This is a genomic window from Corynebacterium sp. MSK195 (assembly GCF_030228885.1).
GTDB lineage: Bacteria > Actinomycetota > Actinomycetes > Mycobacteriales > Mycobacteriaceae > Corynebacterium.
On the sequence record NZ_JASPGT010000005.1, the window covers coordinates 131539 to 146975 of the forward strand.

The 15437-nt window shown below is 59.3% G+C and carries 10 protein-coding genes; 8 read left to right on the plus strand and 2 right to left on the minus strand.

The window, feature by feature from the left end:
* The first annotated feature begins 28 nt into the window (after positions 1-28).
* From pyrE to fbaA, 4 genes are all read left to right on the plus strand, one after another.
* A complete protein-coding gene (gene pyrE / locus QP909_RS06965; RefSeq protein WP_005325539.1) occupies positions 29-619 on the plus strand; it encodes an orotate phosphoribosyltransferase in 591 nt (196 codons plus the stop codon).
* The gene (locus tag QP909_RS06970) at positions 606-1289 is read left to right on the plus strand and encodes a TrmH family RNA methyltransferase (RefSeq protein WP_284766679.1); all 684 of its coding nucleotides are present in this window, start codon (positions 606-608) and stop codon (positions 1287-1289) included. The genes pyrE and QP909_RS06970 overlap by 14 nt, the downstream gene beginning before the upstream one ends.
* A 54-nt stretch (positions 1290-1343) precedes the next feature.
* Entirely contained in the window at positions 1344-2534 is a 1191-nt protein-coding gene (locus QP909_RS06975) for a glycoside hydrolase family 76 protein (RefSeq protein WP_284766680.1), read from the plus strand.
* 146 nt (positions 2535-2680) lie between these two features.
* Complete coding sequence (fbaA, locus tag QP909_RS06980; protein WP_284766681.1) at positions 2681-3715, plus strand: class II fructose-bisphosphate aldolase; 1035 nt, start codon at positions 2681-2683, stop codon at positions 3713-3715.
* Between the two features lie 114 nt (positions 3716-3829).
* Here fbaA and QP909_RS06985 read toward each other — a convergent pair whose 3' ends face one another.
* On the minus strand, positions 3830-4909 hold the full coding sequence (locus tag QP909_RS06985) for an HNH endonuclease signature motif containing protein (protein ID WP_284766682.1): 1080 nt from the start codon (positions 4907-4909) through the stop codon (positions 3830-3832).
* 164 nt (positions 4910-5073) lie between these two features.
* Between QP909_RS06985 and QP909_RS06990 the strand changes: the two genes are divergently transcribed.
* Entirely contained in the window at positions 5074-6288 is a 1215-nt protein-coding gene (locus QP909_RS06990; protein ID WP_284766683.1) for an FUSC family protein, read from the plus strand.
* Positions 6289-6325: 37 nt separating this feature from the next.
* Here the strand turns inward: QP909_RS06990 and QP909_RS06995 are convergent, their stop codons facing one another.
* Positions 6326-7198 (minus strand): hypothetical protein, encoded by an 873-nt coding sequence (locus tag QP909_RS06995; protein WP_284766684.1) that lies wholly within the window; start codon positions 7196-7198, stop codon positions 6326-6328.
* Between the two features lie 87 nt (positions 7199-7285).
* Here QP909_RS06995 and QP909_RS07000 point away from each other — a divergent pair, with 87 nt between their 5' ends.
* The 3 genes from QP909_RS07000 (at position 7286) to QP909_RS07010 (ending at position 15325) form a co-directional block, all read left to right on the plus strand.
* The gene (locus tag QP909_RS07000) at positions 7286-8578 is read left to right on the plus strand and encodes an adenylosuccinate synthase (protein ID WP_005325555.1); all 1293 of its coding nucleotides are present in this window, start codon (positions 7286-7288) and stop codon (positions 8576-8578) included.
* A gap of 373 nt (positions 8579-8951) precedes the next feature.
* Complete coding sequence (locus QP909_RS07005) at positions 8952-9275, plus strand: hypothetical protein (protein ID WP_023019986.1); 324 nt, start codon at positions 8952-8954, stop codon at positions 9273-9275.
* Positions 9276-10012: 737 nt separating this feature from the next.
* Complete coding sequence (locus QP909_RS07010) at positions 10013-15325, plus strand: VaFE repeat-containing surface-anchored protein (RefSeq protein WP_284766685.1); 5313 nt, start codon at positions 10013-10015, stop codon at positions 15323-15325.
* The last annotated feature ends 112 nt before the right edge of the window (positions 15326-15437 follow it).

A 15437-nucleotide genomic window follows, 5' to 3' on the forward strand; every position in this document is an offset into this window, starting at 1 on the left:
GCCGCCCCCGAACCACAACAAGGAGCAGATGACTGTGGATTCTCACACCACCAACGCCCAGAACGCGCACGCCCAGAACCTGGACGCCGAGAAGAAGGCCCGCCTCGCCGAACTGGTCAAGGAACTGGCCGTCGTCCACGGCAAGGTGACCCTGTCCTCGGGCAAGGAAGCTGACTACTACGTGGATCTCCGCCGCGCTACCTTGCATCACGAAGCCTCCCGCCTCATCGGTGCCCTGCTGCGCGAGCTGACCGCAGATTGGGATTTCGCGGCCGTCGGTGGCCTGACTCTCGGTGCCGACCCGGTTGCTACCTCCATCATGCATGCCGAGGGCCGCGATATCGACGCCTTCGTCGTGCGCAAAGAAGCCAAGAAGCACGGCATGCAGCGCCGCATCGAGGGCGCGGACGTAGAAGGCAAGAAGGTTCTTGTCGTAGAAGACACCACCACTACCGGTAACTCCCCGCTGACCGCCGTGGCCGCGCTGCGCGAGGCCGGCGCCGAGGTCGTGGGCGTGGCGACCGTTGTGGACCGCGAGACCGGGGCCGGCGACGTCATCGCCGCAGAAGGCCTCGAGTACCGCTCCCTGCTGGGCCTGGGCGACCTTGACCTCGCCTAACGCAGATGGCGCGGCCGACCAAGCCAAGGGCCCGACCGAGTGGAACGAGGGCCGCCATGGCGTAGGCCCCTGGGAAGGTCCGCTGCCGCAAGGGCCGGAGGCCGCGAAATACGATCCAGAGCTGCTTGCCGAAGGCGACCGTCGCAACGTCGTCGACGCCTACCGCTACTGGAGCAGGGAAGCGATCAAGGAGGACATCGATAAGCGCCGGCATAGCCTGCACATCGCCATCGAGAACTTCGAAAACGACGCCAATATCGGCACCGTCGTGCGCACCGCCAACGCCTTCGCCGTCGATACCGTGCACATCGTCGGCCGGCGGCGGTGGAATCGCCGCGGGGCAATGGTCACGGATAGGTACCAGCACTTGATGCACCACGAGAGCGTCGAGAAGCTTATTGCGTGGGCGGCCGAGGAGGGCCTTACCGTCGTTGCCATCGACAACACCCCCGGTTGCGTGCCCCTGGAAACGGCCGAGCTGCCGGAGCGCAGCCTGCTGCTCTTCGGCCAGGAAGGCCCCGGCGTAACACAAGCAGCCCAAGATGCCGCGGTGATGACCTGCTCCATCGCCCAATTTGGCTCCACCCGCTCCATCAACGCGGGTGTCGCGGCCGGCATCGCCATGCACGCCTGGATCCGCCAGCACGCCGATCTGGAAAATTCTTGGTAGGAAGATCGCTACACTAGCTGTATCTACCCGTGCGACTGGAGTGATTGAGGAACCGTGGAAGAAAAATGGGCTCACCGCGCCGAACTCGCAGAGGCCGCCATCAATGAGCGCCACGCGCACTCTGTGTGGGGCCTGCCTCGCACCAATCTAGCGGTGGTTAGCTGGCCGCCCACCACGAAGGAAAAACTCTTTGTCCACTGGCACTACTGGTGGCAGGCCCACTACCTGGACTGCCTCGTCGATGCGGCGCTGCGCAATAACACCAAGGTGCGCCGCCACCGCATCTATGACACCTTGCGCGGCATTCGCATCCGCAACCTCGCTCAGCTGACAAAGAATAAGTACTACGACGACAAGGCCTGGCTCGCGCTGGCCTTCGGCCGTGTGGAGAGCCTGAAGAAGGCAAAAACACCCAAGCGACTAGCGGCCCTGCAGCGCAATATCCACGAAGGCCTCGATGAAACCCTTGGCGTGCTGCCGTGGCGCCTAGGCGAGAATTTCATGAACGTGCCCTCCAACGGCCCAGGCGCCATCATGCTCGCGCGGATGGGGCGCATTGAGGAAGCACGCCACATTGTTGACTGGATCTATGACCACCTGCTTGACGACGACGGCTACATCATGGACGGCGTCCGCATGCGCATGGACGGCCCTGAGGTGGTAAAAAACATCCACCCCTACTGCCAGGGCGTAGTGCTCGGTGCGTGCCTGGAAATCGTGCTGGCGCTGCGGGAAAAGGCCGGCGTGGGCGATCTGGAGCACATCGACAGCGTGCACGAGGCCGAGATGGCTTCCGAGATGATGGATTACATCATCCGCATCCGGGGCTTGGTGCAGACCGTGGCTTCGGGAATGGCTACGCCTTCGGGCGTGGTGGACTGGGAGACCGGCGATGGCGACGGTGGCCTGTTTAAGGGAATTTTGATGCGCTATCTTGCCGACGTCGCTGTGCGCCTGCCCGGCGATTCCCCCGCCAACCGCGCGACGAAAAAGCTGGCCGCGCGCATGGTGGTGGCCTCGGCCGAGTCGGTGTGGGAGCATCGCCTCGAGGTCGACGGCCTGCCGATTTTCGGATCCGACTGGTTGTCCGATGCGCGCCTGCCGCATAACTACGGCTTCGGCCGGCGCACCATGAGTGAGAAGGTCGGCATCATCCGCGTGGACGAGCGTGATCTGTCCGTGCAACTATCCGGGTGGATGCTGATGGAGGCCTGCGCCCGCGTGACGCGGGACATGTCTAAATAATCCACGCTTTTCAGAGGGGGATTGGCTCCGGAAATGAGCGGGTCGAAAATGTCACACGGTTTTTGCGGCAGAATTTCCGTGAAACGGGCATACTTGGGTGCTGGAACGTGTTTGACCACAAACCCACTTTTTAAGGATGGAAACTCATGCCAATTGCAACCCCTGAGGTCTATAACGAGATGCTGGATACCGCGAAGAAGAATGGCTTCGCGTTCCCAGCTATCAACTGCACCTCATCTGAGACCATTAACGCAGCTCTGAAGGGCTTTGCTGAGGCCGAGTCCGACGGCATCATCCAGTTCTCCACCGGCGGTGCCGCCTTCGGCTCCGGTCTGGCTGTGAAGGACAAGGTCAAGGGTGCTCAGGCACTGGCCGCATTCGCTCATGAGGCCGCCAAGCACTACGGCGTGAATATCGCGCTGCACACCGACCACTGCCAGAAGGAGGTACTCGATGAGTACGTCCGCCCACTGCTGGCAATCTCCCAGGAGCGCGTCGACCGCGGCGAGAACCCACTGTTCCAGTCCCACATGTGGGACGGCTCCGCTATTCCAATCGACGAGAACCTGGTCATCGCACAGGAGCTGCTGGAGAAGGCTAAGAACGCTCACGTCATCCTCGAGGCCGAAATCGGCGTCGTCGGCGGCGAAGAGGACGGCGTCCAGGCCAAGGCGGGCGCTAACCTCTACACCTCCCCAGAGGACTTTGAGAAGACCATCGATGCTCTAGGCACCGGTGAGAAGGGCCGCTACATGCTGGCTGCTACTTTCGGCAACGTTCACGGCGTCTACAAGCCAGGCAACGTGAAGCTTCGCCCAGAGGTCCTGCTCGAGGGCCAGAAGGTCGCACAGAAGAAGCTCGGCCTGGGTGAGGACGAGTACGCATTCGACTTCGTCTTCCACGGTGGCTCCGGCTCCGAGAAGGAAAAGATCGAAGAGGCTCTGCGCTACGGTGTCATCAAGATGAACGTAGATACCGATACCCAGTACGCATTTACCAACCCGATCGCTCGCCACATGATGGAGAACTACGACGGCGTATTCAAGATCGACGGCGAGGTTGGCAACAAGAAGGTCTACGACCCACGTTCCTACCTGAAGAAGGCAGAGCAGGGCATGTCCGAGCGCGTCATCGAGTCCTGCCAGGACCTGCACTCTGTGGGCAAGTCCATTTCCAAGTAATTGCCCTTAGCTGCTCCACACTGCTTTAAGTTGAGGCAGCCTCGCACATAGGCATGCCGAATGAGCCGCTTCCCCGCGTGGGAGGCGGCTTTTTCGTGCTCTCGGCCGGCGCAGTTAGGGGTTGTGTGTGGGGGTGGGATTGTGGTTGGGGTTTGGCGGCCTAGCGGGGCTGGGGACGAAGCGCGGGGTATTGCTCCACGGCGGTACCCAGGCGACGCGGCCGTCGATGCGTACCATGCGGCCGCGTTCCGTTGGCCGGGAGGGGTCATCTTGGTTGACGGCGTTGTGGTGCGCGCACAAGGTGACCAGATTTTCTTGGTTGGTAGACCCACCGGCGGACCAGGCGGTGAGGTGGTGGACTTGGGCGTCGTCGGCAGGCGTATTGCAGCCCGGCCACGCGCACACGGGGTGCTCGGCTGCGGCGAGCATGCGCTGCTTCCACGTGGCCATGCGCTCGGTGCGGTACAGGTTCACCGGGCCGTGCTCGGGGTGAACGAGGCTGACATAGCCGCGCTGGGCTAAGGCACGAGCGACGAGTTGCGCGCCGGTCATGCGGGCGCCGTTGGTGAGCTGGAGGGTGATATCGGAGGCGTCGGGAGGCGCGGCGACGATGCGGTCGAGCTGGTCCAGGGTGAGGATGACGTTGGTGTGCACGGCCGGCAGTGCGCCGGGGTTGCCCTCGAGAAGGACCTTCTTGGCAGCCGCGAGGGGATCATCTTTGTTGACCGAGGAGAGCACGCCCTTGATATCGGCGATATCGGTGGGATCGGCCGTAATGGAGATGGTGTGGGGTCCGTCGGGGCGGCGGGTATAGCGCACGCCGGGCTCGGGGCGGCGCGGCGGATTGAGCTGTTTGAGGAGCTTCTTGGCCACAGAAGGGATGAGGCGCGCCTCGGTGCGACACAGTTCTAGGCGCAGGTCCCAGGCGCGGCTGGTGTCGCGCACGCGGCGGGTATAGGACTCGATGCTATCGAGCGTGGTGAGGTCATGGGCACGGGTGCGGGCGGCATCGCGCGCGAGGCGCTGCTTGCGGGTATTGGACGTGCGGCCGAAGTAGACGTGCTGCAGGCGGGCGAGCTGGGAAGCCAGAAGGGGGCTGGCCCCGGCCTCGAGAAGTGAGTCTTCGGAGCAGCCCTGGAATTCGGCGACGAGATCGACGCCGCGGCGGCATAGCAAGAGAAATTCGGTGTTCACACGGCCGAAGCTAAAGGGCACGCGAGGGCCGAACAAGCGGTGCGCGGCCGGGAAGGGCGAAATTGTGGATAGGTGGGGAAAAGGGGGCGTCGGCAAGAGCTATCCACAAGCCGGCCGGCGGCCGAGATGCGCGGGGACGGCGGCGATGGTAAGGGCGGTCTTCTATGCTGGAAGGCATGTCGGAAGCGAAGGAAAGAGTCTCAACGCGGCAAAAGCTGCGGGTGATTGACCGCTCGGTGCTCTCGCGGGTGAACCGCATCCGCTCGCGGTTTGTCTACATCGTCCAGGCGACTATCGGCGCGGCGCTCGCGTACTGGGTAGCCGGCGATGTGGTGGGGCACCCGCAGCCGTTCTTCGCACCGATTTCCGCGGTCATCATTCTGGGGCTTTCGGGCGGGGACAGGATGAAAAAGGCGCTGGAGATGTCGATTGGCGGCATCATTGGCGTGGCCGTGGGCGACCTGCTCTTCCAAATTGTGGGGCAGGGGCCGTTTCAGATTTTCTTCATTGTGGGCGCGGGCCTGGTGGTGGGCTCGTTTTTGACCAAGTCGCCGCTGGTGACCAACCAAATTGTCTTTGGCGCGATTTTGATCGCCACGATTTTCCCACCCACAGAGGGCCCAGGCGGCCTGCACCGCGCGATTGACGCGATGATCGGCTCTGGCATTGGCCTTATCACCATTGCGCTGATTCCCAATTCTCCGTTGGTGGAAGCGCGGCGCGAGGTCTCGAAGGTGTTAAAAATTGCCTCGAGCATTCTTGCCGACGTCACGTATGGCATCCGCCACCAAGACCCCGCCGTCATCCGCGACGCGCGCGAGGCGGTACGCGGTACGCAAAATAGCATCAATACTCTGCTGAGCGCGGCGCAATCGGGTAGGGAGGCCTCGGAGGTCTCGCCGCTGTTGTGGGCCTCGCGGCGCAGCATTCGCTCGCTGGAGCGCATCCTGTTGCCGGTGGATAACGCGGTCCGCGGCGTGCGCGTGCTCTCCCGCCAGGCGTTGGGCCTAACGGAGGACCGCGACAAGGTTTCGGACGAGCAGGTGGAGTTGCTCGATGAGCTTTCTGAAATCATGCTCGCGATTAGTGAGCTCTACGGCCAGGGCAAGAAGCATGGGCACGATGAGGCGATTGAAATTCCGGACCTGGTGCAGCGCCTGCGCATCGTAGGCGGGCGCGCCGGGCTGGACATCATTGACAGGGAAGGCACGCTATCGGCCTATATGATTCTGGGCCAAACGCGCTCCATCGTGGTGGACATGCTGATGGTGTGCGGTCTCTCGCGCGAGTCGGCCGTGGCGCACCTCGTGCCGACCTCGCAGCACCCGGCCTACCCGCCGGAGGTGTGGGGGCGCGAGGACAAGCGTCCTCGCGCGTAGATAAAGACGTCGCGCGCAGACAAGGACGCCGCGTGAGCTAAGGGCGGACGATTTGGAGATCGCGCAGGTGGCGGTAGAACGTCACGCGGGTCACCGGGCGCTTGTGGGGGACGGAATCGACGATGACGCGCAGCTGCGGGCCGCCGGCCTGGACGGCGCGGCCGGTGCTGACGGATTCGGGGTCGAGCTGACCGGGCTTGCGCAGGAGCGAGCGCAGGCGGCCCTGCGACTCGACGGGGGAGGTGGCGCGGGCGGCGAGGATGCCGGGGGCGTCGGTCATCGGGACGAGGCGCGCGCCAAAGGTTTTGGGGGAAGTGGCGGCTAGGGTGTGGTCGTCGATGATGATTTCGCCGGTGAAAGAGCCATTTGCGGCGTCCGAAATAGTGGCGGAGCCAGCGACGGCGAGGCCGGAATCGTTGCGGATGAGCGGCGCAGGGCGGACCGGGGCCGTGCGGGCGAAGTCGAGGGCCTCGGCCGGGGAGGTGGGAATTCCCCAGTTCTGCGCGGCCGCGGATGTGGCGGATGCGGGGGAGGCGGTCGGCGCGGTGGTTGAGGGGGCAGAGGCTGCGGCCGAGGGGACGGGGATGAAAGCGACCTCGGCCCAGAGGCGGTCGGAGCGCATGAGGCGGGTCAGCACGGCCGAGAGGGCGGCGTCGGAGCCGGCGACGACGATGCGGGCGGGCTCAGCTAAGTGTGGGGCTTGTGGGGCAGGTTCGGGGGCGCCGAGGTGGCGGACGTCGGGTTGCGCGGCGATGTCATCGAGCGAGGGAGTGGGGTCTGTGGGGAGGAGGGGGCTGAGGAAGGCGTCGATAAGCGCGAGCTCTTTGCGGGTAGGGATGGGGGAGAGGTCGTGGGCGTCGGCAGGCATGGCCACGCCCGGGGCGCCGCAACGGAGGAACAAAAAACGCATGCGGACAATGCTACGCGGGCTTTTTGCGCCGGGAAAGTGTAAAGTTGGAGAGTATTTTGGCTTCAATAATGAGGAAGTGACTAAACAATGGCAGCGATCGTCATTGTCGGCGCCCAGTGGGGCGACGAAGGCAAGGGCAAAGCGACCGACATCCTCGGCGGCAAGGTTGACTACGTGGTCAAGCCGAACGGCGGTAATAACGCCGGCCATACCGTCGTGGTAGGCGGCGAAAAATACGAGCTGAAGCTCCTGCCGGCCGGCATTTTGTCCGAGAACGCCACCCCAGTGCTGGGCAATGGCGTAGTGATCAACCTTGAGGCGCTCTTTGATGAGATTGATGGCCTTGAGGCCCGCGGCGCGAACGCCTCGCGCCTGAAGATTTCCGCCAATGCGCACCTGGTGGCGCCGTACCATCAGACCCTGGACCGCGTGCAGGAACGCTTCCTGGGCAAGCGCGCTATCGGCACCACCGGCCGCGGCATTGGCCCGACCTACGCCGATAAGGTCGCGCGCATTGGCATCCGCGTGCAGGACATTTTTGATGAGTCCATCCTGCGCCAGAAGGTAGAATCCGCCCTGGATATTAAGAACCAGATGCTGGTGAAGATGTATAACCGCAAGGCCATCGAGGCGGACCAGATTGTGGAGTACTTCCTGAGCTACCGCGACCGCCTGCGCCCGATGGTTATCGACGCCGAGCTGGAGCTCAACCAGGCCCTCGAGGCCGGCAAGCACGTGCTCATGGAGGGCGGCCAGGCCACCATGCTCGACGTGGACCACGGCACCTACCCGTTTGTGACCTCGTCTAACCCGACCGCCGGTGGTGCTTCCGTAGGCTCCGGCATTGGCCCTACCCGCATCAAGACCTCGCTGGGCATCATCAAGGCTTACACCACCCGCGTGGGTGCCGGCCCGTTCCCCACCGAGCTCTTTGATAAGTGGGGTGAGTACCTGCAGACCACAGGCGGCGAGATTGGTGTGAACACCGGCCGCAAGCGCCGTTGTGGTTGGTATGACTCCGTTGTGGCGCGCTATGCCACCCGCGTTAACGGCTTTACCGATTACTTCCTGACCAAGCTGGACGTTCTTACCGGCATTGGCGAGATCCCGATCTGCGTGGCTTATGACGTCGATGGCAAGCGCTATGACGAACTGCCGCTTACCCAGTCCGAGTTCCACCACGCCGAGCCCATCTTCGAGACCATGCCGGCCTGGGATGAGGACATCACGGAGTGCTCCACCTTTGAGGAGCTGCCGCAGAAGGCGCAGGATTACGTCCTGCGCTTGGAAGAGCTGTCTGGCTGCCGTATCTCCTATATCGGCGTTGGTCCGGGCCGCGACCAGACCATCATTCGTCATGATGTGATGGAAGACCAGTAAGGCCGTAGTCCTCACTGAGGTGGTGTGAGAGCCCCACTGTCTAGCACAGCTGAACTGGCTCTCTGCACGATGCTTCTTCTAGCCCTCCAAGCAGACAACAAAGGTTGCTATCCCTGCCCAGCTCTTGGTCCCTCTAAGGGATTGAGACCTAATTGAGTGAAAGCGCCCGTGTCCCGTCATTGAGACGGAGCACGGGCGCTGTGGCGTTTTCATCGACCCTTAACCGCACACAGGGCCATGGCGTGGTGAATTAAGGCTTTCCCTGTTGAATGTAACTAGACACTAAGCTAAAGTTAAGATTACTTTAAGTACTGAGAGTTTTCAGCTTTCGCGGGCCCTATTCCCGCGTATTACTACACAGGGAGTTACTTCAATGATTATCAAGCTTGTGAGCGGCCTGCTAGCCACGATTATGGGCTTCTTCGGCCTGGGCGCCCCGGCGCAGGAGGCTGCGCCGGCTCCTGAGCAGGAGCAGGTTGCCGTTGCTGGGCAGGGCAACAACGACGACGTGCAGGCGCTTATCGACGCCGCCCATGCCGAAGCCGGCTACGACTTCATCAGCGTCCGTTACGAAGGCGACACCGCCCATATTGCCCTGAACCCGGAGACCTACAACCCGGACAAGGATGGCGATACTTTTGAGGCGGTTTCCCAGCTCCTGCAGGAAAAGGGCTACCGGGTTACTGCCGTTCTTTAAGGCCTAGTTCATTCCAGGATCCGCACTGCGGCCTCGGTAAAGCATCCGCTTGTCGACGCCCGTGCGGATTTTTCTTTGCCCAATTCTCCCTCACTCCCTATTTGGGGGTCCTAAGTGTGATTGTGACGACCTTAGGCAGAGTTTTCGCTCACACAGCCCTTCTTGGAGATGAGAGGCAAAAGGGTTAAGGATTACTACATTTCTAAAATGTCGAACGTGCGTACACTCTTATCGAATGCCATGCAGTTACACCTGTAACACCAACTTTCTGGGGATGGTAGCGGGGTGACGCGAAGAAATTGCGTGCAATCCCCCCTCTCTAAAATTTGCAAGAAATTAGATAAAGCGCAGCGTAAAGAAATATCTACGTAGGTCTTGTTAAAGCTAATCTTAGTATTGATTAAGCCATTGGTGTGCTGTCCCGACCTTAAGAAAAGCCTAGGATACATTGAACATACGTATTTAAACCTAGGTTAACCGTGGAAATAAGTGCATCTACCTGTGGGTATGAAATTAGAAATCCTGCATAACCTGCAGTTTTCTAAAGCTTTCTGGCTGGCGCCTTAAATTTTCCCGTGATATCATGCTGAGAGCACAATAAGAGTTAATCCAGATTCGGGTTCAAAACCCTGATTAACCGCAGTGTGTTCAAGTCTCAATTTCAGGTTCTGTTCAGCGAAGACACTCGCTGTACAGGAAAACGAATGTAAGTATTTGTACCGCTCGAAGAGGAAAGAATGAGTAAGTTAAGAAATATATCCCGAGAGGGGTGGATGGTCTTTACCGCAGTGCTTGCTGCAATTGCGGTAATCGCGGCCATGGTCACCGTTCCGGGGGTCAAGGCGGAGGCTGCTGAGCCTGCCGATTTTGTACCCAACACGACACTGGGTGACGAAAACTTCAAGGAGGAAAAGAACCCACAGCATTTCGCTGCGGACTATGATTGGGGTCTGCTTGTTTGGGCGGGAAAGCCGGCAGGAAAAGGCTTCGGCAATGGCGGAAGTGACAAGAACGATGTGGGCTGGGCGTGGTGTATTGAGCCACATGCTCCTACTCCTCTAAACACGAAAGAGTCGTACGAAAAAAAGAACGCTACGAAACTTGAGTATAAAAAGGAATATCACGACGCCGTGATTAATCTCGGCCGGAAGATGGAAGCCGCAGCTGCACGGGGGGATAGCAAGTCAGCTGCTAACTATTACGTCTACCTGTTGATGTTCTACAATTCGCCGGGACAAAATCCAAAGAACCAACCCTATGAGACCATCATAGAGAACAGCAAAAAATATTTCCCGGCGTTTACTGGGTCCCACGAAGAGTTTACGGAGCTTACGGGGTATAAGATTGAAGGAACCTCAGCTATCCCAAAGCTTGTAAAAGACTCGGAGACGGAGATCGCAAAGCAACCTGCAGATGCGTATATTACTGTTGTACATCCGAACAACAATCGCGGCTCACGTGCTCAAAGCGTTATTCCGGTAGACCAGCCTGGTCTGCCTGATGAGCCTGATAATGGTGGTGACACCGAAGAGCCAACAACTTCTCCGGAGGCTCCGAACACGGAGGAAAATCCGTCCGATGAGACCACTCCTGAAAATCCGGGTGAGGAGACTACTCCTAACAGCGAGACGACTACTGATTCTGAGCCGTCTAACACTGAGGAGACCACTCCGAAGGATTCCACTACTGAACCGACCTCTCCTGACGAGACCACCAAGGTGACCGAGCCGACCGCTCCGGTTCCAGGTACTGAAGAGCAGGAGAAGGATCTTAATCCGGAGATTAAGACGGAGGCCAAGATCAAGGATGGCAACCGTGTGGAAAAGGGCGCCACGGTTATTGACACTGTGACGTATAAGGATCTAGTTCCGGGTAAGAAGTACACCCTGAAGGCAAAGCTGATCTCCAAGGCCGATGGCAAGACCGTACTGGGTGAAGGCTCTGCGGAACTCGTTCCGGAAGAGTCCGCCGGTGAGAAGGAAGTTGAGATCACCGTCAACGACAAGGCAGATCCTGCTGTTGACGCTGCGGTTGCCTTCGAGAAGCTTGTATCTACCGAGGTAGACAAGGATGGCAACGAGACCTCTGGCTCCACCGATGAGAACGAGATTGCTACTCACGAAAACATCAACGATGAGAAGCAGACCGTTAACACCAAGTGGACCCCGTCTATCCACACCAACGCTGACTTTGACAACGCTAAGCAGGTTAAGGCTGGCGTTACCGTCAAGGACACCGTTACCTACACCGACTTGGTTCCGGGTAAGGAATACACCCTGAAGGCTGAGCTGCATAACAAGGCTGCCGATGAGAACGGTGACTACCCGGTCGTCGGCAAGGGCGATGTAACCTTCACCCCGAAGAAATCTGCTGGTGAGCAGGTCGTTGACATCAAGGTCAACGACGATGTTAAGGGCGTCATCAAGGCAGCCGTCGCATTCGAGGACCTCTACTCCAAGCAGGTCGATGAGAACGGTAAGGAAACTCCGAACTCTGACGAAGAGAAGAAGATTACCGATCACCGCGACATCGATGATGAGGCGCAGACCGTAACTTCTAAGATGGAGCCATCCATCGGCACCAAGGCTGAGAAGGCTGAGGGTGATGAGATCAAGGCTGGCACCGTCATTACCGATAAGGTTAAGTACAACGACCTGGTTGCTGGCAAGGAATACACTCTGAATGCAGAGCTGCGTTCCAAGGTCAAGGACGAGACCACTGGTGACTACCCGGTAATCGGCCACGGTGAAAAGACCTTCGTACCTTCTGCTTCTAAGGGCGAGGTAGAGGTTGAGATCACCGTTGATGAGGGTGTTACCGAGGCCGTTGACGAGGCAGTTGCTTTCGAGTACCTGACCTCCACTGCTGTTAACAAGGACGGCGAGGATTCCACCACTGGTGAGAAGAATGACATCGCCGAGCACACCAATATCGATGACGATGACCAGACCGTAACCTCCGAGGATGAGCCGGAGACCTCTACTCCGGAGACCACCACCCCGAAGGACGACGTCCCAGAGACGCCTGATGACGGCGACAAGACCAGCGAGTCTGAGGAGCCGGGTGACTCTGAGAGTGAGAAGCCTTCCGAGTCTGAGGAACCGTCTGAGTCCAGTGAGCCTTCTGAGTCCGAGTCTGTAGAGACCACGGCTTCTGAAGCTTCCGAGACCTCTGAGTCTGACAAGCCTTCGGACGGCGAGTCGACGACCCCGGATAAGCCGACCGAGCCTTCTGAGTCGACCGAGCCTAACGAACCGGGTACCCCTGGTGACGACGAGGAGAAGGACACCCCGAAGATCTCCACCAATGCTGACTTCGAGGGCGGCCTGCGTGAGGTTGTTGCTGGTGCCAAGGTCGTGGACCAGGTTTCTTACGAGGGTCTGGTTCCGGGTAAGCAGTACACTCTGGATGCGCAGCTGATTTCTAAGGAAGACGGCAAGACCGTTCTTGGCGAGACCAAGGGTCACAAGTTCACCCCGGATGAGGCTAACGGTACTGAGGCTGTCACTATTGTTGTCAACGATGATGTGACCGAGCCGGTCCAGGCAGCTGTTGCGTTCGAGTACTTGACCTCCACCGAGGTCAACGAGAATGGCGACGATGAGCCGACCGACGAGGGCACCCCGAATGACATCGCTAAGCACGATGACATCAACGACAAGGACCAGACTGTAACCTCCAAGCCGCGCATTTCCACCAATGCGGACTTTGCAGACGGCTCCAAGGAAGTTGTTGCTGGTGCTACGGTCATCGACACCGTCGATTACTTCAACCTGATTCCGGGTAAGGAATACAAGCTCAATGCTGAGCTGATTTCCAAGAAGGACGGCAAGACCGTTCTGGGCAAGGGCGAGGCTACTGTTAAGCCTGAGTCCGCTAATGGTCAGGCCAAGGTTGAGATCACTGTTTCTGACGACGTGAAGGAGCCGGTTGAGGCTGCGGTTGCCTTCGAGGAACTGACCTCCACCGACGTCAACGACAAGGGTGAGGACACTCCGGATACCACTCCGGAGAACCCGAATGACATCGCTGAGCACAAGGACATCAACGACGAGAACCAGACCGTAACCTCCCACAAGAACGCGATTGTTTCTACCAACGCGGACTTCGAGGGCGACCTGCGCGAGGTTGTTGCTGGTGCCGAGATTGTGGACCAGGTTTCCTACGAGGGTCTGGTTCCGGGTAAGGAATACTCCCTGGATGCCCAGCTGATTTCCAAGGAAGACGGCAAGACTGTTCTGGGTGAGACTAAGGGTCATACCTTCAAGCCGGAAGCGGCTGACGGTGTCGAGGCTGTCACCATCACCGTCAATGATGATGTGACCGAGCCGGTTGAGGCTGCAGTTGCCTTCGAGACTCTGACTTCCAAGGTTGTCAATGACAAGGGTGAGGACACCCCGGACAATGACAAGCCGAATGAAATCGGTGAGCACAAGGACATCAACGACGAGGATCAGACCGTAACCTCCGAGGATGAGCCGGAGACCTCTGCTCCGGAGACCACCACCCCGAAGGACGACGTCCCAGGTACGCCTGATGACGGCGACAAGACTTGTGAGTCTGAAGAGCCAGGTGACTCTGAGAGCGAGCAGCCTTCCGAGTCTGAGGAACCGTCTGAGTCTGAGTCCAGCGAGCCTTCTGAGTCCGAGTCTGTAGAGACCACGTCTTCTGAAGCTTCCGAGACCTCTGAGTCTGATAAGCCTTCGGACTGCGGTTCTACCACTCCGGAGAAGCCGAGCGAGCCTTCTGAGTCGACCGAGCCTAACGAGCCGGGTACCCCTGGTGACAACGACGAGAAGGACACCCCGAAGGTTTCCACCAACGCGGACTTCGAGGGCGACCTGCGTGAGGTTGTTGCTGGTGCCAAGGTTGTGGACCAGGTTTCTTACGAGGGTCTGGTTCCGGGTAAGCAGTACACTCTGGATGCGCAGCTGATTTCTAAGGAAGACGGCAAGACCGTTCTTGGCGAGACCAAGGGTCACAAGTTCACCCCGGATGAGGCTAACGGTACTGAGGCTGTCACTATTGTTGTCAACGATGATGTGACCGAGCCGGTTGAGGCTGCGGTTGCTTTCGAGACGCTGACTTCCACCCAGGTGGATAAGCACGGTGAAAACAACCCGACCGATGAGGACAACCCGAATCCGGTTGGTGAGCACAAGGACATCAATGACGAAGATCAGACTGTGACCTCTGAGGATTCTGAGAAGACTCCGAAGATCACCACCAACGCTGACTTCGAGAAGGGTTCCCACGCTGTTGTTGCTGGTGCCAAGATTGTTGATGAGGTCACCTACGAGGGTCTGGTTCCGGGTAAGGAATACACCCTGAAGGCTGAGCTCATTAACAAGAAGGACGGCAAGTCTGTTCTGGGTACCGGTGAAGCTACCTTCACCCCGAAGAAGTCCAAGGGTATGGAGCCTGTCACCATCACCGTTAACGATGATGTGAAGGAGCCTGTCCAGGCTGCGGTTGCCTTCGAGGAGCTCACCTCCACTGAGGTCAACGACAAGGGTGAGGACACCCCGGATGTAACTCCGGAGAAGCCGAACCACATTGCTGAGCACAAGGACATCAACGATGAGGATCAGACCGTAACCTCGCACGAGGTTCACGATCAGGACACCCCAGGCGGTTCTTCGGATGGTTCCTCTAACGGTTCTTCCCATGGTTCTTCCAAGGGCAAGACTCCGTGGTGGCTCATCCTGATTCCGGGTATCGGCCTGGGCAAGATCATCAAGGATCACCACGACCATAATGACCACGGCAACCACAACGGTGGCCACGGTGACAACACCGGTAACCACGATGGTGGCAACGGCAAGCACACCGACGGCCACAATGGCGGCAATGGTCACGAGGACAAGGGTCAGGATGCTCCTCAGGGCGGCAACTCTGACAATGGCCACGGCCGCAGCGTCGAGGTTCAGGGTCAGCAACCTGAAGAGACTGGCAACGCACTGCCATCCAACGCCGAGCGCGTTGAGATTAAGTCCGTACCGTCCGGCGCAACCGAGCTTGAGCCGGGTATGCAGGATTACATCAAGTAGTCCATAAGCATCGGTGAGGCGGCCCGCGGGTCGCCCCACCGGGGTTGAGACTTTAACACCAAAAATCCCCTCCAGGGTGTGACTGCACACGCTGGAGGGGATTTGCATATAA

Bases quoted from the DNA above. Each gene is read 5' to 3' on its own strand.
- QP909_RS06990 (WP_284766683.1), top strand. From the start codon at position 5,074: ATGCTGGAAGGCATGTCGGAAGCGAAGGAAAGAGTCTCAACGCGGCAA.
- QP909_RS06995 (WP_284766684.1), bottom strand. From the start codon at position 7,198: ATGCGTTTTTTGTTCCTCCGTTGCGGCGCCCCGGGCGTGGCCATGCCT.
- QP909_RS07010 (WP_284766685.1), top strand. From the start codon at position 10,013: ATGAGTAAGTTAAGAAATATATCCCGAGAGGGGTGGATGGTCTTTACC.
- QP909_RS07000 (WP_005325555.1), top strand. From the start codon at position 7,286: ATGGCAGCGATCGTCATTGTCGGCGCCCAGTGGGGCGACGAAGGCAAG.
- pyrE (WP_005325539.1), top strand. From the start codon at position 29: ATGACTGTGGATTCTCACACCACCAACGCCCAGAACGCGCACGCCCAG.
- fbaA (WP_284766681.1), top strand. From the start codon at position 2,681: ATGCCAATTGCAACCCCTGAGGTCTATAACGAGATGCTGGATACCGCG.
- QP909_RS07005 (WP_023019986.1), top strand. From the start codon at position 8,952: ATGATTATCAAGCTTGTGAGCGGCCTGCTAGCCACGATTATGGGCTTC.